This is a genomic window from Paenibacillus sp. XY044 (assembly GCF_002257645.1).
In the GTDB taxonomy this organism is placed as follows: Bacteria; Bacillota; Bacilli; order Paenibacillales; family Paenibacillaceae; genus Paenibacillus_AQ.
Map to the genome: position 1 here is coordinate 973,175 of NZ_NQMO01000002.1, position 21,488 is coordinate 994,662.

Annotated in this window: 24 protein-coding genes and 1 other RNA gene; 13 read left to right on the forward strand and 12 right to left on the reverse strand. The window is 51.4% G+C overall.

Annotation, left to right across the window (positions count from 1 at the left end; all coding sequences use genetic code 11):
- Nucleotides 1–126 precede the first annotated feature (126 nt).
- Together CJP46_RS12900 and CJP46_RS12905 are read right to left on the reverse strand one after the other, a co-directional pair.
- Nucleotides 127–321 carry a hypothetical protein gene (locus tag CJP46_RS12900; RefSeq protein ID WP_094595973.1) on the reverse strand — a complete coding sequence of 65 codons (195 nt, stop codon included), beginning with the start codon at nt 319–321 and terminating at the stop codon, nt 127–129.
- Between the two features lie 6 nt (nt 322–327).
- Entirely contained in the window at nt 328–561 is a 234-nt protein-coding gene (locus CJP46_RS12905; protein ID WP_094595974.1) for a hypothetical protein, read from the reverse strand.
- A gap of 279 nt (nt 562–840) precedes the next feature.
- On the opposite strand from CJP46_RS12905, the gene CJP46_RS12910 reads away from it, so the two are divergent.
- Nucleotides 841–1,038 (forward strand): cold shock domain-containing protein, encoded by a 198-nt coding sequence (locus CJP46_RS12910; RefSeq protein WP_094095967.1) that lies wholly within the window; start codon nt 841–843, stop codon nt 1,036–1,038.
- 161 nt (nt 1,039–1,199) lie between these two features.
- On the opposite strand, the gene CJP46_RS12915 is transcribed toward CJP46_RS12910, so the two are convergent.
- Entirely contained in the window at nt 1,200–2,393 is a 1,194-nt protein-coding gene (locus tag CJP46_RS12915; RefSeq protein WP_094595975.1) for an MFS transporter, read from the reverse strand.
- A gap of 325 nt (nt 2,394–2,718) precedes the next feature.
- Here CJP46_RS12915 and CJP46_RS12920 point away from each other — a divergent pair, with 325 nt between their 5' ends.
- Nucleotides 2,719–3,750: a tetraprenyl-beta-curcumene synthase family protein gene (locus CJP46_RS12920; protein ID WP_094595976.1), complete on the forward strand. Its 1,032-nt coding sequence runs from the start codon at nt 2,719–2,721 to the stop codon at nt 3,748–3,750.
- A gap of 17 nt (nt 3,751–3,767) precedes the next feature.
- Nucleotides 3,768–4,736, forward strand: coding sequence for a 6-phosphofructokinase (gene pfkA, locus CJP46_RS12925; RefSeq protein ID WP_094595977.1), 969 nt, complete (start codon nt 3,768–3,770; stop codon nt 4,734–4,736).
- A 137-nt stretch (nt 4,737–4,873) separates the two neighbouring features.
- On the opposite strand, the gene CJP46_RS12930 is transcribed toward pfkA, so the two are convergent.
- The 4 genes from CJP46_RS12930 to CJP46_RS12945 form a co-directional block, all read right to left on the reverse strand.
- Complete coding sequence (locus CJP46_RS12930; protein WP_094595978.1) at nt 4,874–6,232, reverse strand: MATE family efflux transporter; 1,359 nt, start codon at nt 6,230–6,232, stop codon at nt 4,874–4,876.
- A 176-nt stretch (nt 6,233–6,408) separates the two neighbouring features.
- Nucleotides 6,409–7,581 (reverse strand): putative glycoside hydrolase, encoded by a 1,173-nt coding sequence (locus tag CJP46_RS12935; RefSeq protein WP_094595979.1) that lies wholly within the window; start codon nt 7,579–7,581, stop codon nt 6,409–6,411.
- Nucleotides 7,582–7,911: 330 nt separating this feature from the next.
- The gene (locus tag CJP46_RS12940) at nt 7,912–8,106 is read right to left on the reverse strand and encodes a hypothetical protein (protein ID WP_094596167.1); all 195 of its coding nucleotides are present in this window, start codon (nt 8,104–8,106) and stop codon (nt 7,912–7,914) included.
- Between the two features lie 187 nt (nt 8,107–8,293).
- Nucleotides 8,294–9,118: a YitT family protein gene (locus CJP46_RS12945; protein ID WP_373557982.1), complete on the reverse strand. Its 825-nt coding sequence runs from the start codon at nt 9,116–9,118 to the stop codon at nt 8,294–8,296.
- Between the two features lie 323 nt (nt 9,119–9,441).
- Here CJP46_RS12945 and cshA point away from each other — a divergent pair, with 323 nt between their 5' ends.
- A complete protein-coding gene (gene cshA, locus CJP46_RS12950) occupies nt 9,442–11,007 on the forward strand; it encodes a degradosome RNA helicase CshA (RefSeq protein ID WP_094595981.1) in 1,566 nt (521 codons plus the stop codon).
- Nucleotides 11,008–11,177: 170 nt separating this feature from the next.
- Here the strand turns inward: cshA and CJP46_RS36840 are convergent, their stop codons facing one another.
- Nucleotides 11,178–11,303, reverse strand: a complete 126-nt coding sequence (locus CJP46_RS36840; RefSeq protein WP_218831031.1) for a YjcZ family sporulation protein — start codon at nt 11,301–11,303, stop codon at nt 11,178–11,180.
- 176 nt (nt 11,304–11,479) lie between these two features.
- On the opposite strand from CJP46_RS36840, the gene CJP46_RS12955 reads away from it, so the two are divergent.
- The 3 genes from CJP46_RS12955 (at nt 11,480) to CJP46_RS12965 (ending at nt 13,160) form a co-directional block, all read left to right on the forward strand.
- A complete protein-coding gene (locus CJP46_RS12955) occupies nt 11,480–12,313 on the forward strand; it encodes a YesL family protein (RefSeq protein WP_094595982.1) in 834 nt (277 codons plus the stop codon).
- A 74-nt stretch (nt 12,314–12,387) separates the two neighbouring features.
- Nucleotides 12,388–12,579, forward strand: a non-coding RNA gene (ssrS, locus tag CJP46_RS12960) — 6S RNA.
- Nucleotides 12,580–12,767: 188 nt separating this feature from the next.
- Nucleotides 12,768–13,160: a DUF1499 domain-containing protein gene (locus CJP46_RS12965; RefSeq protein ID WP_094595983.1), complete on the forward strand. Its 393-nt coding sequence runs from the start codon at nt 12,768–12,770 to the stop codon at nt 13,158–13,160.
- A 71-nt stretch (nt 13,161–13,231) separates the two neighbouring features.
- On the opposite strand, the gene tpx is transcribed toward CJP46_RS12965, so the two are convergent.
- Nucleotides 13,232–13,750 (reverse strand): thiol peroxidase, encoded by a 519-nt coding sequence (tpx, locus tag CJP46_RS12970; RefSeq protein WP_094595984.1) that lies wholly within the window; start codon nt 13,748–13,750, stop codon nt 13,232–13,234.
- A 121-nt stretch (nt 13,751–13,871) separates the two neighbouring features.
- On the opposite strand from tpx, the gene CJP46_RS12975 reads away from it, so the two are divergent.
- Together CJP46_RS12975 and gltC are read left to right on the forward strand one after the other, a co-directional pair.
- Nucleotides 13,872–14,489, forward strand: coding sequence for a rhomboid family intramembrane serine protease (locus tag CJP46_RS12975; protein ID WP_094595985.1), 618 nt, complete (start codon nt 13,872–13,874; stop codon nt 14,487–14,489).
- Between the two features lie 48 nt (nt 14,490–14,537).
- Nucleotides 14,538–15,455 carry a glutamate biosynthesis transcriptional regulator GltC gene (gltC, locus tag CJP46_RS12980; RefSeq protein WP_076170234.1) on the forward strand — a complete coding sequence of 306 codons (918 nt, stop codon included), beginning with the start codon at nt 14,538–14,540 and terminating at the stop codon, nt 15,453–15,455.
- A 64-nt stretch (nt 15,456–15,519) separates the two neighbouring features.
- On the opposite strand, the gene CJP46_RS12985 is transcribed toward gltC, so the two are convergent.
- The gene (locus CJP46_RS12985; RefSeq protein WP_094595986.1) at nt 15,520–16,203 is read right to left on the reverse strand and encodes a zinc metallopeptidase; all 684 of its coding nucleotides are present in this window, start codon (nt 16,201–16,203) and stop codon (nt 15,520–15,522) included.
- A 31-nt stretch (nt 16,204–16,234) separates the two neighbouring features.
- Entirely contained in the window at nt 16,235–16,669 is a 435-nt protein-coding gene (locus CJP46_RS12990; protein WP_094595987.1) for a MerR family transcriptional regulator, read from the reverse strand.
- Nucleotides 16,670–16,932: 263 nt separating this feature from the next.
- Here CJP46_RS12990 and CJP46_RS12995 point away from each other — a divergent pair, with 263 nt between their 5' ends.
- From CJP46_RS12995 to CJP46_RS13005, 3 genes are read left to right on the forward strand one after another with little or no spacing between them, the layout of a single operon-like run.
- Nucleotides 16,933–18,378: an ammonium transporter gene (locus tag CJP46_RS12995; protein WP_094595988.1), complete on the forward strand. Its 1,446-nt coding sequence runs from the start codon at nt 16,933–16,935 to the stop codon at nt 18,376–18,378.
- 49 nt (nt 18,379–18,427) lie between these two features.
- Complete coding sequence (locus CJP46_RS13000) at nt 18,428–19,507, forward strand: DUF294 nucleotidyltransferase-like domain-containing protein (protein ID WP_094595989.1); 1,080 nt, start codon at nt 18,428–18,430, stop codon at nt 19,505–19,507.
- Nucleotides 19,504–20,244, forward strand: a complete 741-nt coding sequence (locus CJP46_RS13005) for an exonuclease domain-containing protein (protein ID WP_094595990.1) — start codon at nt 19,504–19,506, stop codon at nt 20,242–20,244. Before CJP46_RS13000 ends, CJP46_RS13005 begins: the two co-directional genes overlap by 4 nt.
- Here CJP46_RS13005 and CJP46_RS13010 read toward each other — a convergent pair.
- Nucleotides 20,230–20,685 carry a M67 family metallopeptidase gene (locus tag CJP46_RS13010; protein WP_179281145.1) on the reverse strand — a complete coding sequence of 152 codons (456 nt, stop codon included), beginning with the start codon at nt 20,683–20,685 and terminating at the stop codon, nt 20,230–20,232. The genes CJP46_RS13005 and CJP46_RS13010 overlap by 15 nt on opposite strands.
- 239 nt (nt 20,686–20,924) lie before the next feature.
- Between CJP46_RS13010 and CJP46_RS13015 the strand changes: the two genes are divergently transcribed.
- A complete protein-coding gene (locus CJP46_RS13015; protein WP_094595992.1) occupies nt 20,925–21,476 on the forward strand; it encodes a TlpA family protein disulfide reductase in 552 nt (183 codons plus the stop codon).
- Nucleotides 21,477–21,488 lie beyond the last annotated feature (12 nt).

Sequence of the window (21,488 nt, forward strand, 5' to 3'; positions counted from 1 at the left end):
CCGAGAGCATGCTGATGGCGACGGCAAGCTTCAGGGTCTTCGAGTATCTCACAAAAGGGGACCTCCTCTGACGGTCTGTCTTGAAGAAATATACCCCTTAGTATGACCTTACCCGAAAAAGATTATTTATCCTCCATTAGGGCTGGAACCCATGGTAAGCAAATTGTATACAATAAGGAAAAAGGCAACCAGGACCATGATGAGGGCGATGATAGCCATGCCGCGCTTCAGCTGCGGCGGGATCGTATCCTTTTTCATGATCAGAACTGCGCCTAAACAGAAGGCCAAAATAACAAAGATCAGGACGCTGCCGTATTCCATCCCGAATTATACCTCTTTAAAGGCATTCATAATTTGACGCCATTCATCTTCATTGCCCTCATAATCTTCCTTCGGAAAGCGGTTGTTCACCCATTGCATCATGGCTGGCCGGCTCATAAAGGTGTGGGTCTCTTCGCCCCACTGATCGGAAATTTCCCGCAGGACGATATAGCGGCCCTGGACTTCGACAGTCATCATGTTCCATTTGTCTTTTTTGTATATTTCATGTTTTTTGATCATATGTCATTCTCCGTTTGGTCTTTTGGTAAAATGATACCGCAGAGGCTTGTGTAAAAGCAAATAAGAAAAACGTCCTCAATGCAAATTTCATTGAAGACAGACCGTGTTTACGCGGAAGTTTTTCTTGCGATAATGGGATGGTTCAGCTTAGATAAAACTTATAAATTCCGTTCCATAAAAAGAAGCTTCGGACGAAAAAGAGCGATTGCATTGTCAAAGGTCATGAAGTATAATGTACTTATTCGCCACAGATGGCGGTATTTTTAGGAGGTTGTTCATTTGAAAGGTACAGTTAAATGGTTTAACGCAGAAAAAGGCTATGGCTTTATCCAAGTTGAAGGCGGCGAGGACGTATTCGTACATTTCTCCGCAATTCAAGGAGACGGCTTCAAAACTTTGGACGAAGGTCAAGAAGTTGAATTCGAAATCACTGATGGCAACCGTGGCCCTCAAGCTGCTAACGTAATCAAATTATAAGATCGACTCCGGTAACGGATTCCTTATAAGTTTTGGTTAAAAATTGCTTATTAAGCACAGTTCTCATACGGGGACTGTGCTTTTTTGTCTTCGTATATTTGTGAAGAGAAAAGCCCGTTTCCTTCCGTTCTCGCGGTTAGAAAATGGGCCTTTTTTGTAGGTTACATCTTGCGGCTATCCATCGAAGCGCCCGGAACCTTGGCATTCCCGAGCAGGTGTCTAGCCAAAAAACCGGCGCAGGCGGTCAGTGCCAGCCCCGCGGCGATGAAATAGAAGGTTGTGCGCCCGGCATGTTCATACAGCACGCCGCCGAACGTCCCGCTGACGAGCCCGGCTGCGCTCGACCATACGATCGTAAACAGCGCGAGTCCTGTCGCCCGGAATTCATCCGGAATCATCCGGGTGATGTACCGGACCGCCGTCACATAGTAGATGCCGAAGGTCACGCTGTGCAGGGCCTGGACCGCGATGACCGTCCCGGGATGATCCGCGATCGACATCAAGAAGAAACGCAGCGCGAACATCAGCGCGGCCAGAGCGAGGAGCGGCAGCTCCTTGAAACGTTCTCCGAAGCGGCTTAGCAGGAAGAAAACCGGAATTTCGCTGAGGGCCGCCGCCAGCAGGGACCAGCCGATCAGCCCCTCGCTTGCGCCCATGCTTTTGAGTGTTAGGGTCAGGAACGCTTCATTCATCCGGTAAGGGAGAGCGAGACAGAACACGCCCGCAAAGAACCACAGCACTTCTTTTTGCCGAAGCACGTTCCACAGGCCATTCCATTCCATCTTCTGCCCGTCCGTTTTAACGCCGTCCCTGAGTCTTGTCGCTAGAAGGAGGGCAGCCCCCGCAATGAGGATGACCAAGAGCAGCGTTCGGGAAATGCCGACATTGCCGAGAACATAGCCGATGGACAGGGCGAAGAAGGCATAGCCGATCGAACCGAAAACCCGGATGACGATGAAATTTTTCCCGTGCCTCTGGGCGGTCTGAATCGACATCGTGTCCGACAGCGGGAATACCGGATAATAGAAGAAATAAAAGACCGTAATCAGCGCAAACACCATATAAAAAGAAGAGGTGGCTGACAGAATCAGCCCCATGCCCAGCTGTCCGGCGAAGAGCAGCAGCATGATCTTTTTGGTCGTCCGGTACCGGTCGCTGGCCATGCTCCAAAACATATTGGAGAAGATGGAGATGAAGGGCCCGACGGCGTAAAGATAGCCGACCTGCGAGCTGCTGAAGCCCAAATGGCTGAAGTACAGCTGGAAATAGGAGGCGACCAGGACGCTGGTCCCGTAGATGGTAAAGGTGAATGCTCTTTGCCAATTGACATCTGGCGTTGATTTTTCTAGTTTCATGCCACGTACCCCGAAGTATTGTATTTTTTGTGCAAAAAGTCACTCTGCAGCATGGTGCCGACCGTTATACTATATACGAGCATATGCTGCGGCGGTAGAATCTTTCAGCTTACCTTTTCGAGGAGATCCCGGCACACTCCTTTAATTGGACACATATTGTTGTAAAAAAAGGGCGGATTCATGCACGGTTTATTTGTGCAAATTCCAGGACCATATTATAATAAAGTACATTAGGATCGATACAAGTAGACAACAATGTGGAGGCACCGTCTTGAATGTAAATGGGCAAACTCGATATCAAGTTCCCCGGAATCCTGTCAGTTTAATGAGCCGGGTGTACAAGCATATATTGCCGGAAGTGCGAAAAGAACTGGACGGATGGCGGAGGAAAGCAGGGAATATCCCTGATCCCGAGCTGAGAAAGCAAGCCTTGGCGAGTATTGAGACGAAACAATTTCACTGTGAGGGCGGAGGCATCTATGCCGCTGTTCCGCTGCCGGCACGGCTTATACTTACCAAGCTCATCGTGGCTTATCAGACGATCAGCGACTATCTGGATAACCTGTGTGACCGCAGCACATCCATGGACGCCGAGGATTTCCGCCTGCTTCACCAATCGATGCTGGATGCGATCGACCCGGCGGCCGAGCCTGTGAATTACTATGCACTTCGTCAGGAGCAAAATGACGGGGGTTATTTGCATGGGTTGGTGACAACCTGCCAGAGCTGCATACGCCAGCTGCCCGGCTACGCTGCCGCAATGCCCTTTATCCGGGATTTAGCGGGCCTGTATACCGACCTGCAGGTTTACAAGCACATTAAACCGGAGTTAAGAGAACCGGCGCTGCTTGCGTGGTGGGAGCTTCACCGTGAACGGACTCCCCAGCTCCAGTGGAACGAGTTCGCCGCGGCAACCGGTTCGACCTTGGGCGTGTTTATGCTCTTTCTTGCCGCAAGCGACCGCAATTTGAGCAGTACTGCCGCCGCCTCCATTCATGCGTCATATTTTCCACATGTTTGCTGTCTGCATATTATGCTGGATTACCTGATTGATCAGGAAGAGGATCGGCTTGGCGGAGACCTCAATTTTTGCAATTACTATGAGAGCCCCGAAGTCATGCTGGACCGGATTGCCTTTATTGTGGAATCGGCCCGGAAGGATGTTGCAGCCATCCCGGTGCCCCCGTTCCATCGGATGATCATTGAGGGGCTGCTGGCAATCTATTTATCCGATCCCAAAGTCAGCGAGCAGCAGGAAGTTCGCTCCGTATCCAAACGTTTGATGAAGGGAAGCCCGCTTACCCGCTTATTCTTCTTCTTCAACAGCCGGTGGATCCGCAAGCATTTGTACGAGTGATAAGAGGAGGAAATAACATGGCAGTCAAAAAAATCGCAATATTAACCAGTGGCGGAGATTCGCAAGGGATGAACGCAGCGGTACGTGCCGTCGTACGCAGCGGCTTGTATCACGGACTTGAGGTTTACGGCATTCAGCGCGGGTATCACGGCCTGCTGAACGACGACATCTTCTCGATGGATCTGCGCAGCGTGGGCGATATTATCCAGCGCGGCGGCACCATTCTCCAATCGGCACGCTGCAAAGAATTCATGACACCGGAAGGCCAGGAGAGGGGTGCGGACATTCTCCGCAAGCACGGAATCGACGGCCTTGTCGTTATCGGCGGAGATGGCTCTTACCAGGGCGCCAATAAGCTCAGCAAGCTTGGCATCAACACGATGGCACTGCCTGGGACGATCGATAACGATATCGCCTTTACGGACTACACCATTGGATTCGATACCGCGGTCAGCATTGTCGTTGATGCGGTGAATAAGTTGCGCGACACCATGTCCTCGCACGAGCGGTCCTCCATTGTAGAAGTCATGGGAAGACACTGCGGAGATATCGCTCTGCATGCGGGCCTCGCTTCGGGTGCGGAGACGATCCTCGTGCCGGAAATGCCGCACGACATGGACGAAATTACGGAGCGGATGAAACAGAACTTCGCCCACGGCAAACGGCACAGCATCGTGCTCGTGGCGGAAGGCGTGGGAAGCGGAGAAGAGGTTGCCAAAGCTCTGACCGACCGCTGCCCGACGCTGGAACCGCGGGTCACGGTGCTTGGACATATCCAGCGCGGCGGGACTCCGACACCGGCAGACCGGAACCTGGCGAGCCGTCTGGGCGATTTTGCGGTTCGCATGCTGATCGAGGGCGAATCCGACAAAGCTTGCGGCATCATTAAAGGCGAACTTGTGCTGACGGATATCGATAAAGTCGTCAACACGAAGAAGGAATTTAACCGGGAACTGTATGAGCTTGCTTCACGGCTCTCGCAATAAACGATCGTACGGTACACATACAAGGCGCTGCGGGTTTAACCCTGCAGCGCCTTTTTGGTGAGCTTGAATGGGGAAGGATCGGTCATTTCGGTTTAGCTTGCACGGCAAGATGAGTAACCGCTCGGGGAACCCGGTGGCTACGCGCCTTTGGCGGCAGCGAACCGCCGCTGAACCTTAACGAGCCGTCCGAGCAGGAGTGCCGCGCCGACCGCGAGCCCTGTAATCAGGCCGACCCAATAGCCATAGGCTTGAAGCGGGGTGAACTCGGCCAGCAGATAGCCGACGGGAAGACCGATGACCCAGTACGAAATAAACGTAATGATGAATGCCGGATTGACGTCTTTGTATCCGCGCAGTACTCCCTGAACCGGCGTGGCTACGGCGTCGGAGATCTGGAAGAAAATCGCGTAGATCAGAAAATGCTGAATCAGTTCGATCACGTGGCTCTCCTCGGAGTAGAATCCTGCGACATAACGTCCGGCTACGAGCAGGATGACGGCGGTCAACAGCGAAAGGCCCACAGCCGTGGAAATGCCGAGCCTGCTGTATTGTCTGGCGTCCCGCAGCCGGCCCGCCCCGTTCTCGTAGCCGACCAGGATGGTCAGCGCCATGCTGATGCTGAGCGGAATCATATAGAGCGTGGACGCAAAGTTCATCGCCGCCTGATGGGCTGCGATCGTCACTGTATCGAAGCTGCTCATCAGCAGGGTGACGGCGGAGAACACCCCGGTTTCAAAAAAGATGGAAAAGCCGATCGGCACCCCGATCTTCAGAAGCTCTTTCCAGACGGAGAGCGATACGCCGTAAAGCTTCCGGAAGATACCGTAATCCGTGAACGGATGAAGCCGATGGATGAACAGGATCGCAATCAGGAACACGCACCAATAAGTGATGGCGGAAGAGATTCCCGCGCCTGCGCCCCCCAGACGAGGGAATCCCCAGTTGCCGAAGATGAGCAGGTAATTGCAGCCGACGTTAATCGGCAGCGAGATCAGCGTGATCAGCATGGAAATCCGGGTCTGGCCAAGCGCGTCTATATAGCTCCGCAGCACGGTATATCCGAACATCGGCACGATGCCGATGGACAGATAGCTCAAAAAGCGGAAGGCGATATTCCTGACGTCGGCCTCCAGGTTCATCCCGTCCAATATAACGGGGAGCAGCAGCGAACCGATTCCGAGAATCACAAGGGCCAGCAAAATGGCGAGATACAGCCCTTGTATTACGTGATGGGCTACCTTATTGCGGCTGTCGCCGCCAACCAGATGCGATACGATCGGGGTCATACCCATCAGGATGCCGCTAAGGCCGGTTTGCAGCGGAATCCACAGGCTTGTGCCGATCGCCACGCCGGCGAGGTCGGTCGAGCTGGCCCGGCCGGACATGTTGGTATCGAAAAACGTAATCGCGGACAGTGCGATTTGCGTAACCAGAATCGGCAGCAGGATGACGATAAACTGCATGGTTTTTTGCTTGAGCGACAGTGTTGTTTTCATGGTGAAATAAGCCTCACAGACATCTGAATTTCTGACATAAAGGTGACAAGACTATCATTGTAAACCATGGCACGCCGGTTTGAACAGGGTCATTTCCAAATAAATAAAACCCGGCGAAAGCCGCCGGGATAAGGAAGTGCGTTTATAATCGAGCCTTTTGATCTAGACGGTGCCTCTTATTTGTAGGCCACGCCCTGGGAATACCGGTTCGAAGCGTTCCATAATAAGTATTCGTCCACGCCGGCGTCTTTTAACGCTCGGATCTGATCCTCTACCTGCTGCTTGCCGTACTTCTCGTAATGGCCGCTGCCGAGCCAGCTCGCGGTAAAATCCTGAATCCACGGGCGGATGATAGGCTTGCGGTCTTCGAGCGGATCCAGCTTTTTATGCGTATCGGCCATGGATCCCTTGATTGTCTTGTAAGGTTCCTTGTCCGGGTCCTGGGCGCCGAACCAGCCCGTCGTGTAATGACTCGGATACACCATCGGACTGATCACGTCCACGTTTTCGGAAATTTTGCCGAAATCCTGCCCGATCCCTTCCGCCGCCGGAACGGACGCCGCATAGCCGAAAATGTCAACAGAAACGCGAATGCCGAGAGGGGATAACTGCTTGCGTGCATATTGGACGAACTCCGCGACCGCATCCACGCGGGATTTCCCGTTCTTGGCGTATTTCAGTGTGTCGGCCCGTTTCTCGAACCCTTCCGGAAACCGTACATAATCGAACTGGATTTCTTTAAAGCCAAGCTTTGCCGCTTCCTTGGCGATGGCGATGTTGTAATCCCATACCTCCTTGCTGTACGGGTTGACGAAGCTATCGCCTTTGCCGTTTTCCCAGACCGTCCCGTCCGGTTTTTTGAATGACAGATCCGGCCGCTTCTTGGCAAGGATCGTATCCTTGAATACAACCACCCGGGCGATGGGGTACACGTTATGCTTTTTCAAACGCTGCATCAGCTGGTCGATGTCGGGAATGAACGACTGCGGCTTGCCCATCTGCTTCAATGTGGCATTGTCCGTCTTATAGGTTATGTATCCGGCATCGTCCTTGATGTCGACCACCATCGCGTTCAAATCGGTTTTGTCGACGAGATCAAGCAGCTGATTCATACGCGAACCACCGGCGCTGTAAGCGGTAACGTAAATGCCTTTGACGTTGGGTGCGGTGACCTGCGGATCCACCTTGACCGGAGGGTGGTCTGCGCTGACCGGAACGTCTTTTTGGGAAGCGATTATAGCGGAATGAACGGTAGCCTGAAACAATTGGCTTAACGAATGATTGCTGTCATGTTGAGAATGCCCGGCACTGTTTCCGAGCAGCAGCAACAGTGCCCAAATAATATTCATAATACTCTCTCCCTTGAATGGCTTACATGTACATTATATCGGAACGACCTCCTGTTTAGTGCAACAGCTTTGTAATCATTTGGCGAAGGCTGCGGGGCTTAGTACCTTCCTTTTTTTTAAACGGATCGGCCTGGAATCAAACGGCCTTCCTCTTTCGTAGGGTTGCCACCGGGATGCCTAAATACTTGCGGGAAAAGCGACTTCCAACATTTTGACAAAAAATCTGGTTCCCGTCCTTGGGGCCGCTTCAGGCCAAATAAAAATGCCATCCGCGCTGCCGCCGAAGCGGCCATACGCGAATGGCATGTTATTCAAAGCACTTGCTATAAATCAGTGGAGAAACGCGGAGCTCTGATGTTCACAGATGCTGTACTGGATGATCTCCATGGCATCTTCTTGTTCCAGAATGCTAAGTCCGTCCCGCAGCACAATGAGGGAATTCAGTTCATTTTGCTTCAAGAATGGCATCATATCCGGGAACCATTTCATGACGATTTGGGACAACTTTACCGTTTCCATTTCCATTTCCACAAAAATCACCCTTTCCTCCTTCGAATCTTCACAGTCAGATGATCCAACGCAAGGCGAATCGGAAAAGCGTTTTAGTGCTTTGGGAAATTCGGGTCGATCCTAATCTCATGGAACTATTGTAGGAAGCGCGCACTATTAATATACCACATTTGGCGTTTTTTTTACACAACGCATACAAAAATCAGCTTCTGCGGAAGGAACCCATGACACCGACGGTCTCGACGATGTTGACGAACGCCTTGGGATCGGTCTGCTTGATGATGCGCTTCAGCTCGGCCAGCTCATATCGGGTGGTGACGGTCATCAGCATATCCTTTTCCACATTGGAAAAAGCGCCCTGCGTCTTGATTTTGGTTACTCCGCGCGGCCGTTCCAGCAGCTGATGAAGAAGAGCGTCCGTTTCGTTTGTGATGATGTACACGGTGACTTTGAAATGGCTTACATGGATCATGTCCACGACCTTGCCCGTGACGAATATGGATACGATGGAGGCGAGCGCAAGGTTCCAATTGTCCTGTAAGTAACCGGCCGCGAGGATGACCACTCCGTTCATGGTCACGAGAACACTGCCGATCGGGAAGTCGCGGTAACGGGTAACGATGGACCCGATGATATCGAATCCGCCTGAGGAGCCCCCGGCCCGGAACGAGATTCCTGCTCCGATCCCGACAAGTACACCGCCGAATACCGCGGCCAGCAGCCTATCGGACACGAGGGATGTCTCGGGGATCACCGCGATCAGCCATGTCGTGGCGACGACCGACAGAATGCTAAGAATGATGAAACGTTTGCCGAGCTGGAACCAGCCGGCGACAAGCATCGGTATGTTGAACACGAAATAAAGTACGCTGAGACTGATCGGTGTAAAATAATTCACGAGCATCGACAAGCCCGATACGCCCCCGCTCAGCAAATGCAGCGGAACGAGGAATAAATTGAACCCGCTGGCAATAAAGGCCGCACCCAGGACTACGACCAGATACTTCCAAATATTTTTGAGCTCCAAGCTCATCACCCCATTATGTAATTTTCTGCAAGAAGTTTGAAAGTTCTTTCAGCTTGACTGGTGTTTGTAAATTGGTTTGTGATATAATGTATTAGATGTTCTTGAGTACGGTTGTACAATAGTATTATTTTGCATTGTTTCAGGAGAATAATTACCGTTTACTAAATTCTGTAGGCTGTTCTGTTTGCCCGGATAAACGCTATAGAGAATATAAGCCATGAAATTATTGATCGAAGTTTGGCTACCCTATATAATGTTTACCGCTACTTAAGAATACAGACAAGATTGTGGTATGTCCACTTTATAGAAGGAGTATGAAAAATTTGAAAAATTTCGCAGAATTAGGCCTCGAACCAAAGGTATTGCAGGCCATTACGGAGCTTGGGTTTGAGGAAGCGACACCGATCCAGGCACAATCCATTCCGATCGCGATGAGCGGGCGGGACATGATTGGCCAAGCACAGACGGGTACAGGCAAAACAGCTGCCTTCGGTATCCCGTTGATTAATAAAATCTCCAAAGATACGGATAAAATCGTCGCCCTCATTATGACACCTACCCGGGAGCTTGCGATTCAGGTCGCGGAGGAAATCGGAAAACTGACCCGCTTCAAAGGGATTGGTTCCCTGCCGATTTACGGCGGTCAGGACATTGGACGCCAGATCCGCGCGCTGAAGAAGAGACCACAAATTATTATCGGCACACCAGGTCGTTTGCTTGACCACATTAACCGCAAAACGATCCGTCTGGACGATGTCGAAACCGTCATTCTGGACGAAGCCGACGAAATGCTGGATATGGGCTTCATGGAGGACATCCAAACGATCCTGAAACTGGTTCCGGAAGAACGCCAAACGATGCTGTTCTCCGCGACGATGCCGCCGAACATTCAGAAGCTGGCACAGCAATTTTTGAAAAATCCGGAGCATGTTTCCGTCATTCCGAAACAAGTCAGCGCACCGCTGATCGACCAAGCTTATATCGAAGTGCCTGAACGCCAGAAGTTTGAAGCGCTCAGCCGCTTGATCGATATGGAATCTCCGGAGCTTGCCATCGTTTTCGGACGCACGAAACGCCGCGTCGATGAACTGGCCGAAGCCTTGCAGAAGCGCGGATATTCCGCAGACGGCCTGCATGGGGACTTGTCCCAGAACCAGCGCGACACCGTCATGCGTAAATTCCGCGACGGAAGCATCGACGTGCTGGTAGCGACGGACGTTGCTGCCCGCGGTCTCGACGTATCCGGCGTTACCCACGTCGTGAACTTTGACCTTCCTCAGGATCCGGAAAGCTACGTGCACCGGATCGGACGTACCGGCCGTGCCGGTAAAGAAGGAACCGCATGGACCTTCGTCACTCCACGGGAGATGGATCATCTGCATCTGATCGAACGCGTAACCCGCCACCGGATTCCGCGCAAACCGCTGCCTACGCTGGCTGAAGCTATCGAAGGCAAACAGCGCGTTACGGCGGAAAGATTGCTTGAAACCATAGAGAATGGCGAATTGAACGAATACAAAGGACTAGCCATCCAACTGCTGGAGCAGTACGACTCCGTGCAGCTGCTGTCTGCGGCTTTGAAGATGATGACAGGCGAGAAGAAGGATTCGGATATCCAGCTGACGCCGGAAGAGCCGATCCGCGTCAAACGCCGTCACAGCGGCAAGCCGGACCTGCGCAGCGGACGCAAACCGTCCGGCGGCTACCGCGGCGGCAACAGCGGCAGCCGGAGCGGCGGTTATAACCGCGACCGCGATGGACGCGGCGGCGGCTACAGCAAGAGCTACAGCGGACGCGGGGATTCGTACCGCGGCGACCGCAAACCGCGCACAAGCAGCAGCAGCGAGGGACGCCGTCCGACGAAACGCGAAGACTCTTACGAGAAGTAAAATAATAAAGAGGCGAAGTGCCGCGTGCACTTCGCCTCTTTTTTCATGATTATAGAATTTATTCATTTTCACGGAGCTGAACCATTCTATAATCGCAAGAAAAACTTCCGTTTAACACGGTCTGTCTTCGCACGAATGTACGTCGATAGACGTTTTCTTATATCATCAAATTACCAGATGAATGCGCGAGTGATAATAACGAGCAGGATGAACAGCACCAGAATGGCACCTGTGGAACCAAACATGCCGGCACCGCAACCATATCCATATCCAACTCCGCCTACAGCGTGAGACATTGAACATAACCTCCTTCAAAAGTTGAACTCTTTTGGATTACGGTGTATCTTATGACGGTTTTCGCCCGCATGTATAGACCAACACCCAAATGCCGGAAATTAGGCTCTGGCAATGTACGGTTAAAATGCGGTATTATTATAGGTACAGGCATGTTAGTGGAGGAGGAGACTTTTACTTGGAATTCAAAGGTGCAATGGGTGGAATTTACAAAATTACAGAGTGGATTACCCGGATTGCTTACAGCAATATCTTGTGGATGCTGTGTTCGATCCCATTCTTCTTTTTTCTGGTAACGAAGCTGCTGGTGACGGGGGCTAACGAATCGCTGCAGATGAACTGGGCCATGGGAATCGTGGCACCGTTTACATTGTTTCCAGCAACCGCGGCGCTGTTTGCGGTAGTGCGCAAGTGGGTGATGGGCGATACCGATATTAAGATTTTCAGCACCTACTTTAGGGCGTATAAGGAAAACTACAAACAAAGCATGGTGGGCGGTATTTTCTACGTCCTGCTGCTTGTCATTATGATGGTGGATTACACGGTCTATATGACTCAATTCCGCAATATGCAGCTGATCGGTATTGTGATGCTGATCCTGTTGATCGTTCTGTTCCTGTCGATGTTCAACTTCTTCTCGATGATCGTTCATTACCATATGAGCATCGGCCAGATTTTGAAGAATGCGGTTCTGATTACGATTATCCGGCCTTTCCGGGTGCTCGCTACCGTACTTGGAAGTGCGGTCGTCCTGTTTATTGGTTCTAAGTATCCTGCGCTGATTTTCTTCTTCGGCGGAAGCGTCATCGCACTGTGGGCGTTTTTTAACTTCTATGGCACCTACATGAAGATGCAGGAGCAAGCGGAGCGTCTCAAACTGAAGGAAGAAGAGGCGCAGCAGGAAGCCGCTGATGCGGAGGGTACCGTAAGTCAGTCAGGTGATCCGGATAAAGACGATGAATTGCACAACGAAAGCGTTTTGAATGGCGATGGGCCAGGTAAAAGAAACTAAGTCAGCAAACGATATTTTCTTCTAAAATTTTACCAATTCGTTTACATGCTGACGATTTCGGTCTATAATAAGACTACATCCTGCGATGTTCGCCACGGTTAATCGTTGTTTTGAACCAATGATAATGTCTGAGGGAGATCTATATGCAGCGCAGCTGAAACGCCCTGTCTATACGACAAGGGGACTTCAAAACCGCTAATGCGATCACCCACCTGCTAGAGCAGGTTCAGAAGACAATTTAACCGGACGGCATAGGCGGGTTTTTATTTTGTCGATGAACCCATTGCGACCATAATGGTGCAGAATAGAGAACATCCCGACCCGGTTACATTTCCGGTTAGGGGTGTTTTTTTGTTGAATCTCCGGCATCATCCCGTACTTACTCTTTTGTTCTGACCGTAACAATGATAAACTGTTAAGTATTGATGATGTTTACTATAAAGGAGGAAAGGTCTTGTCGCTAAAGAGAGTTCTAGTGGGGGTCATTCGTAGTCAAGAAGGAACAAGCGACCGCGCGAAGGATCCTAAAATGAAAACGCGCTATTACAATTTATCGAAAGACAAGGCATGGGAGGAAATCTCCTCTACACTTAAAAAAATTCCTGGCTACAAAGTGCTGCACGAGGTGTCTTCCGTCGGGGAGATCACGCTTGAGAAGAGAACCTCGCTTGGCCGTACCGTGGATATTACCGTTTCGGTGCTATCGGTTGGTCCAGTCCGCACCGCTGTTGATATGTACTCCGCCTCCCGAGGCTCGCTAGGGGATTTGGGGTATAATTACCGGATTATTTTAAACTTGTTCGGCATTTTGGATAAGAAACTGGCTAAATTCAAAATATCACAATGAGTAAGGAAAAAGCGGGGGAAAGATCAGCTCTTTCTCCCGCTTTTTATGGGATCATAACGGCTTAAGCCGGATTACAGCAGTTCTTTAACAGCTGCCACGGCACTTTCGTAGTTCGGATGCTCGGCCATTTCCTTGAGGTACTCGACGTATGTAATCTTGTCGTTTTTGTCCACGACGAAAATGGAGCGCATGTCCAGACGGAATTCCTTGATATGAACACCATACGCATCGCCGAACGACATCTCTTTATGGTCGGAGAGGGTCACGACACGGTCGATTCCGGCTGCGGCACACCAGCGTTCCTGAGCGAATGGAAGGTCGGCGCTGATCGTCAGCACGATGACGTCGTCGCCAAGGCCGGCGGCTTCTTCGTTGAAACGGCGCGTTTGGGCGTCACATACTCCCGTATCAAGAGAAGGAACGACACTAATTAATTTGATTTTGCCGGCATAATCCTTAAGAGTAGCCTCTTCAAGCAAATTTTTGCTGACCTTGAACTCCGGAGCGGCATCGCCCACGTGAAGTTCCGGGCCAATGAGGGTAATCGGATTGCCTTTGAATGTAGCTGCATTTGTACGTTCTTGTGCCATATGAAATCTCCTTCCTGGTTATCAAAAATTGGTGATTCGTGACAAAGTCCATTATAATCTTTTTAAAAAGGCATTGTCCAATTTCGTCGGCGGTTTACTCGGATATAGAAGGAAGGATAACATGTTATTTGTACGTTACGAGAATTTAAAAAGTTATTTGAAGTACTACCCGATCACGACGCTGCTCTTTGTAGCCAACCTGGTGATGTTTCTCATTTTGGCCTTCAATGGGGGCTCCACCAACAATGAAACGCTGATCCGGTTTGGCGCACTGACCAATATCGATCAATATAATGAATGGTGGAGATATGTAAGCTCCATGTTTTTGCATGCGGGTTTTTCCCACTTGCTGTTTAACAGTTTCGCGTTGCTCGTGTTTGCCCCGCCACTGGAGAGGCTGCTTGGTCCTTGGCGATACGGGTTGCTGTACTTGCTAAGCGGAATTTTGGGCAACTTGATGACAATGGCTCATTACAACCGTACCGGAGAGATCCTGATTTCCATAGGCGCTTCGGGCGCGATTTACGGCATTTATGGTGCCTATCTGTACATCGCCTTGCTACAGCGGCAATGGATGGACGACGCTTCGCGGAAAACCGTGTACGGTATTTTGATCGTAGGCGTCATCGTAACCTGGGTTTCGCAATACAACATTAACTGGGTAGCCCATTTGGGCGGATTGATTGGCGGTTTCTTTATTTATGGACTGATGGCCAGGGTGCTGAAAAAGCGCGGCTAGCCATGCTCGGATGAACAGGTATCGTATAAGCAGAATGGAGCGAAAGTAGTGGAATTAAGACAGTTGCAATACTTTTTGAAGGTAGCACAGAAGGAACATGTCACGCAGGCCGCAGAGGAGCTGCATGTCGCCCAGTCTGCGGTGAGCCGGCAGATTCATCAGTTGGAGGAGGAACTCGGAGTCCACTTATTCATGCAGAAAGGCAGAAACCTGCAGTTAACCCCCGTAGGGCAGCTGTTCTGCAAACGGGTGGAGGGCATCCTGAAGGATTTGGATAAGGCGGTCATGGAGGTTCATGAATTTCTGGATCCGGAGCAGGGAGAAATTCGTATCGGATTTCCGCATAGCCTGGGGATTCATCTGATCCCTTCCGTAGTGGCGGAATTTAAACGCCGGTATCCGAACGTGAAATTCCGTTTCAAGCAGGGGATGTTCCCGTCCTTGATCCGTGACGTGATCTCAGCGGAAGTCGATTTGGCCTTCATTTCTCCTTTCCCGGAAAAGCATGAACATGTAGAAGGCGAAGTGATCCTGACTGAAGAGCTGTATGCGATTCTGCCGCCGAACCATCCGCTGGCCGAGAAGGAGAGCATCAAGCTCGTCGAGCTGAAGGATGAAAAATTCGTTCTCTTCAGCAAAGGCTATTCTCTGCGGCCGATTGTGTGGCATGCATGCCTCGAGGCCGGCTTCACGCCGAAGATCGCCTTCGAAGGAGAGGAGACCGATACGATCCGCGGATTGGTGGCAGCTGGTATGGGAGTCAGCATCCTGCCGGAACTGGCCCTGTTCCAGACCAATCCGCTGCAGCCGGCACGTGTTAAAATTTCGGAGCCGAAAGTCACCCGCACGATCGGGCTGATTCATCGCTCGGACGATAAACTTCCGCTGGTGGCGCAGTCCTTCCGCACCTTTCTGTTAAAGTATTTCGGCTTACACCAGAACAATAAAAATACCCCGGTCGGTTAAACGACACGGGGTATTTTTGTATTAGGGCTGTCTTCCGTGAATACATTTGCTCAGCTTGTGCGTGTTAGTCACGGTTGTTGTTCGTAAAGATCAGAATGTATCTGAGCAGTTCGAGCAGGGAAACCAGCGCCGCTGCAACATAGGTCAGGGCTGCGGAGTTCAGCACTTTCGCCACGCCGCGCTCTTCTTCGTTCGTGATGTATCCCTCGGATACCATGATCTCGCGTGCTCGGTTGCTGGCGTTAAATTCGACCGGCAGCGTGATGAGCTGGAAAGCTACTGCAACGGAGAAGAAGATAATGCCGAGGCCGATCAATCCAAACCATTGGAAAATGAAGCCGGCGATCAGGAGGATCGGAGCAAGTCCTGATGCGAAGTTGACGATCGGGAAAATCCGGTGGCGCAGAACCAACATCGGATAGTGCTCCTTGTGCTGAATGGCGTGGCCGATTTCGTGACAGGCGACGGAAATCGCCGAGATGGAGCTTTCGTAATATACCGGTTCTGACAGACGGACGACGCGGTTAATCGGGTCGTAGTGGTCGGAGAGAGCTCCTCGTACCGGTTCAATCGGCACGTCATGCAGCCCGTGGGTGTCCAGCATATGCCGGGCCGCATCGTATCCGGTCATGCCGCTGTTCGCTTGAACCGTGGACCACTTCTTAAAGGTACCCTGAACCCGAAATTGTGCCCAGAGCGAAAACAGAAATGCAATAATGATAAGTATATACATTCCGTCGAAATACATTTCCATACCTCCTGCCTTATTTTACGCAAAACTAGAGGGTTGGGCCGTGCTGTTCAAGGAAGAGGCGGATAGCCTCGATGCAGGCCGCACCCTGCGGGAAGAGATTCAGCAGCACCAGCCGCGCATGGCTTGGCTTCATTTGCTTAATCAGCGGCTCAAGCTCCTTCACCTCGCGCTCCAGCTGCTGCATGTGAAGCTCAAGGTGGGACAGCTTGTCGGACACCTGCTTCTCTTCCGGAACCGAATCCCATTTCTCGAGCATCTCTCTAATCTCATCCAAACTATATTTCTCTTGTTTCAATTCATTAATACGTTTAAGCCGGACCAAGGTTTCATGGCTGTATAAGCGGTAATTCTTAAGCGTGCGCTTCTCGGGAAAGATCAATCCCAGCTTGGTGTAATAATCAATTGTACGCTCGCTGACACCCCCTGCTTTAGCCAATTCACCGATCCGATACAGTATCATATCCCCATCCTATATCACCTCGCAGGAAATTAACGAATACTCGTTTCCATATTATATTACTTAAATTATGATACATGAATCCGAACCGTACAGTCAAACGTCATGCTTTTCCTGTAAACCTGACATTGTAAGTAAATATCACATGAAAAACATTTTTTCATTATTTTCAAAAAAAATCTTGTCAATTTCAGGACTATCAGCTTATAATGTCATTAAGAATTTCACTTTGTGTTAGAAATATTGACATTGGGGGAATGGGGTACATGAAAAGAAAATGGTTTGGAATCATGTTATTAATGCTTACATTATTGACGTTTCCCGTAACGGTTTTTGCTGCCGATGACGGGGTAACCAACGTTCAACTACAGGCTGGGTTGAACACCTTCTTCGTATTTATAGCTGCCATGCTCGTGTTTTTTATGCAGGCAGGTTTCGCACTGTTGGAAGCCGGCACGGTACGGATGAAGAATGCGGGCCACATCGCAGGGAAGACCGTACTGACACTCGGGATTGCTATCGTCGTGTTCTGGGCATTGGGCTTTGGCCTCGGGTTCGGCAACGGGAACAGTTTATTTGGAACGACGGGGTTTTTCCTGACCGGCGATTCCATGGCGGCATCCTTTGATTCCTTATCCGGATCGGATGCATCGTTGACGGTTAAGTTTTTGTTCCAGCTGTCCTTTGCGGCTGTTTCGCTGGCCATTGCATGCGGCGGTATGGCGGAACGCGCTAAATTGAGCGTATATATCGTATTTGGAACGATCTTCATGATCGTGATTTATCCGGTTGTTGCCCACTGGGTATGGGGTGGAGGCTGGTTGGGTCAATTGGGTATGCAGGACTATGCCGGATCGACCGTCGTGCATCTGACAGGTGCGACCGCAGCCCTGGTCATCACTTATATGCTGAAGCCGCGCCTTGGCAAGTATAACAAAGACGGCAAGCCTAACAGCATCCCGGGTCACAATCAGGTGTTATCAGTACTTGGCGTATTTATTCTATGGATCGGCTGGTTCGGTTTCAACCCGGGCAGTGCGCTGACTCCGCTGATGGATGGATTCTTCGGATATGTGGCCTTGACCACCAACCTGGCTGTCGCTGCCGGCGCTGTCGCCGCCTTGCTGATTTCCTGGGCAATATTCGGCAAAGCCGATATTCCGAGCATGCTGAACGGCGTTTTGGCCGCTCTCGTCGCCATCACCGGTTCTTGTGCATTCGTAGATGCGTGGGCGGCGATCGTGATCGGTGCCGTTGCCGGTATCATTACCTTCTTCACAGCTCAATGGTTTGAGAGAGCAGGGCTTGACGATCCGATCTATGCCTTTTCCGTACACGGTATTGCCGGGGTTTGGGGCGCCGTTTCCACCGGATTGTTCGCAACGCCAAAGCTTGTTGAGATCACTGGAGTAGGTAAACCGGGATTGTTCTATGGCGGTGGATTTTCGCAATTGGGTGTTCAAGTGCTGGGTGTGCTCGGGGCGTTCGTATTCGTTCTCGTCATCTCCTTCATCGTCATTGCCATTATGAAAGCAACGATGGGAATCCGCGTTACCGAAGAGGAAGAAATGATGGGTCTGGACATCAGCGAACACGGCACATACGGTTATCCGGAGCAAATGAAGCTGCTGATGGATTCCGAAATCAGACCTTCGGCACCTTCTGCAACGGCTCCTAAGCCGTCTGCAGGAACCAACGAGTCCTTTACCTAATCTAAAGGAGTCTGTCTGAATATAATTCACCATGGAGGGGGTGAACCGTATGGAACCGCTGAAGTCGGAATCATGTGACTTGGATCTGGGTACGATTGCTGGCGCAAACTCGCGTGAAGAGCTTCGGCATAGGCGGCTGGACTGTCAGGAGCAGCTACAAGAAATGTTTGCTGACATGCCGATCGGCGCTTGGTCTGCGCTCGTCAACGAAATGCATGATTTGATCGCAGCCAGAGCCGTCGATATATGCGAGCGGGAGCTGGAGGAGGCCGGTTACGGCCTGCCTCCCGTCCCCTACGCCTTTGTCGTATTCGGGAGTGCGGGCCGCAGGGAGTCGACGCTGTGGAGCGACCAGGATAACGGCTTGATCATCAGCGACGAGCCGGATGCATATAAGGAGGCTTATTTTCAAGCTTTCGGGCAATGGCTGTCGGACTTGTTTGAATATTTGGGCTACGAAAAGTGTAAGGGGAAAGTGATGTGCTCTGAGGCACTGTGGCGCAAAACGCTGGAGGATTGGAAAACGCAGCTCTCCCACTGGTGCAGCGACTTCAGCTGGGAGCCGGTTCGCTACCTGATTATCGCCACAGATATGCGGTATATATCTGGAGACCGCAATCTTTCTGAGGCGTGGAAGGCTTTTTTCGGTAAATGTCTCGATGAGACGCCGGAGCTTGCGCTCGCGATTCTGCGAAATACGGTCAGACATAAAGCAACGCTAAATCTGCTTGGCCAGGTAGTTACCGAACGGTTTGGAGAACATGCCGGAGATTTTGACGTGAAATACGGGGTTTATATCCCGCTCGTTAACAGCGTCCGATATATGGCTTTGCAGCAGGGAGTCAGGGAATCATCCACGCTGAAACGGCTGGAAAGGCTGATGGTGCTGGACGGAGGCAACATGCTGCTCGAAAACGTGCAGCGCGCCTTTCTCACCGCTTTGATGCTGAGATCGACCGCTCCTCACCGCGAAGAAAAGGGCATCTTCATGAGCAGCGGATACATTCCGCAGAAGGAGCTCAAGAAAAGGCCGCTGATGTATGAGCTCCGCGAAAGCCTGACGGTCGTCAGACGGACTCACCGGGCTCTGCAGCGTCAGCTCCGATTCGCGGAGAGGAGAAGACCGTGAAGACGCCGGAGCGGGGGAACAGCGGTTTTTGGAGTCTGCTCCGGCAGGGAGGCATGCCCTCGGCGATTGCTTCCGTGATGGGCGGTTCTTCCGCGCAGCAGATGGCGTTTATCCGCTCGCTGATGAGAGAACAACGGCGGCCCGAGGTTCTGCATACTCCGCTCAGCGAGCTGGAGACGGTTGTGTTTGATCTGGAAACGACGGGGTTTAACGTTCAGCAGGGCGATGAAATCTTGTCGATCGGGGCGCTTCGGGTCAAAGGGGGCGAGATCAAGGACGATGAGTCTTTCTACAGCCTCGTTCAATGCAAACGCCCGGTTCCGGCCCACATTACCGGATTGACGGGAATTACGCAGGCGATGATTAACGAAGCGCCGCCGCTGATGGACGGACTGCACGGTTTTATGAACTTCGTCGGGGGAAGGGTGCTGGTCGCCCATGCGAGCGCGCATGACAAATCCTTTTTGAATGCGGCGCTGTGGAAAACTTCGAAGGTGAACCTCAGCCACCGGGTGATCGATACGATGATGATTGCCCGCTGGCTTGAGCCGAAGCGTGCCAGCTTTGCGCTGGATGACCTGCTGATGGAGAAAAATATCCCGATTGAGGGAAGGCATCATGCCTTGGAGGACGCCAAGATGACCGCAAAGCTGTGGGTCATGTATCTGCGAGACATATCGCGCAGGAGACAGGTGGAAACGCTGGGTGACCTGTACGCCTATTTAAGTCATGCATAACCGGGCCGGGCGGAGCGCGAACTCACCTGCCGGTGATCGATCAATGAAGTAAGCATGAGTCACGATAGAAGACCCCGATTCGTCGGGGGAGCTGATCAAATAGATCCGGAGCAAATCTCCGAAAAGCGGGAGCTGACGTAAATCCTCGGCGGACGGAACGGGAGCGGAATGCGGATGCGTGTGAAAGATTCCGAGCAGTCCGGAAGGATTCAGACACTCCTGCACCCACTCTTGGGGATTCAGGGTGAAACGGTGCAGCGGGTCAGGCGCTACGTTGCGGATCGGGAAGAACGTCTCGATTCGCATGCCGCCCGCTGCAGCATTACCCCGCAGTACACCGCAGGCTTCATGAGGCAGATGAAGAAATAGATGCTCCGCCAATCCGTGGGCGCAAGCAGCATCCAGCCATATTTCTTCTCTGTGTACGTGAAGCTCTGTCAACCGTATTCTCCCCTCTCACTTTGGGCCTCTGCATTTAGCAGAGGCTCTTTTTTTGTAGATTCATATCACGTCAAGTGTATCCGGATGCCCATTCAAGCGCAAGAGGCGTTCTCGGCAGATCAAGCCAGGCGCAAGGGGAATAGGAGGGGCGGGAAAAAAATTGCAGTTCATTTGTAAGTTCCGGTGAAAAGAGGGTAAAATATAGGGTATACCACTTTAAGAAAAAAGGGACGACATCAATGAAACGTAATGTGTATATTCTGCTCGCCTTTTTAGTGCTGGCGGGTGTTGTAGTCTATCAAAGCGCAGGCGACAAAATTCAGGCTGCATTCCAGCAGGAGAAGTCGCTGCCGACTGAAACCAAGCCGCAGGAAGGATATCTGGCACCGGCCTTCTCAGCCACGGGGCTCGACGGGCAAGAATACCATGTCGGCGGAGCACAGGACAAGGCCATCCTGGTGAATTTCTGGGCTTCCTGGTGCGATCCTTGCCAGCAGGAAGCGCCCGAGCTGCATGCCTTGGCGGAAAAATACAAGGATGACCTGAATATTTACGGCATCAACGTCACCAAATACGACAACAAGAAAAATGCCAAAAGCTTCGTCGAGAAATACGACGTGAACTTCCCGGTCATGCTGGATCTGAAAGGAACCATTTACGACCAGTATAAAGGAGCTGTGTTCCCGACGAACGTGCTGATCGACAAGAACGGCGTCGTTCAGGACGTGATCCTGGGGATTCTGCCGTCCAAGGATCTGGAGAAAAAGATCAAATCTCTGATCAAGTCGTAAATCGCAAAGATA

Bases quoted from the DNA above. Each gene is read 5' to 3' on its own strand.
- CJP46_RS12900 (WP_094595973.1), bottom strand. From the start codon at position 321: ATGGAATACGGCAGCGTCCTGATCTTTGTTATTTTGGCCTTCTGTTTA.
- CJP46_RS12905 (WP_094595974.1), bottom strand. From the start codon at position 561: ATGATCAAAAAACATGAAATATACAAAAAAGACAAATGGAACATGATG.
- CJP46_RS12915 (WP_094595975.1), bottom strand. From the start codon at position 2,393: ATGAAACTAGAAAAATCAACGCCAGATGTCAATTGGCAAAGAGCATTC.
- CJP46_RS12920 (WP_094595976.1), top strand. From the start codon at position 2,719: ATGAGCCGGGTGTACAAGCATATATTGCCGGAAGTGCGAAAAGAACTG.
- pfkA (WP_094595977.1), top strand. From the start codon at position 3,768: ATGGCAGTCAAAAAAATCGCAATATTAACCAGTGGCGGAGATTCGCAA.
- CJP46_RS12930 (WP_094595978.1), bottom strand. From the start codon at position 6,232: ATGAAAACAACACTGTCGCTCAAGCAAAAAACCATGCAGTTTATCGTC.
- CJP46_RS12935 (WP_094595979.1), bottom strand. From the start codon at position 7,581: ATGAATATTATTTGGGCACTGTTGCTGCTGCTCGGAAACAGTGCCGGG.
- CJP46_RS12940 (WP_094596167.1), bottom strand. From the start codon at position 8,106: ATGGAAATGGAAACGGTAAAGTTGTCCCAAATCGTCATGAAATGGTTC.
- CJP46_RS36840 (WP_218831031.1), bottom strand. From the start codon at position 11,303: ATGTCTCACGCTGTAGGCGGAGTTGGATATGGATATGGTTGCGGTGCC.
- tpx (WP_094595984.1), bottom strand. From the start codon at position 13,750: ATGGCACAAGAACGTACAAATGCAGCTACATTCAAAGGCAATCCGATT.
- CJP46_RS12975 (WP_094595985.1), top strand. From the start codon at position 13,872: ATGTTATTTGTACGTTACGAGAATTTAAAAAGTTATTTGAAGTACTAC.
- CJP46_RS12985 (WP_094595986.1), bottom strand. From the start codon at position 16,203: ATGTATTTCGACGGAATGTATATACTTATCATTATTGCATTTCTGTTT.
- CJP46_RS12990 (WP_094595987.1), bottom strand. From the start codon at position 16,669: ATGATACTGTATCGGATCGGTGAATTGGCTAAAGCAGGGGGTGTCAGC.
- CJP46_RS12995 (WP_094595988.1), top strand. From the start codon at position 16,933: ATGAAAAGAAAATGGTTTGGAATCATGTTATTAATGCTTACATTATTG.
- CJP46_RS13000 (WP_094595989.1), top strand. From the start codon at position 18,428: ATGGAACCGCTGAAGTCGGAATCATGTGACTTGGATCTGGGTACGATT.
- CJP46_RS13015 (WP_094595992.1), top strand. From the start codon at position 20,925: ATGAAACGTAATGTGTATATTCTGCTCGCCTTTTTAGTGCTGGCGGGT.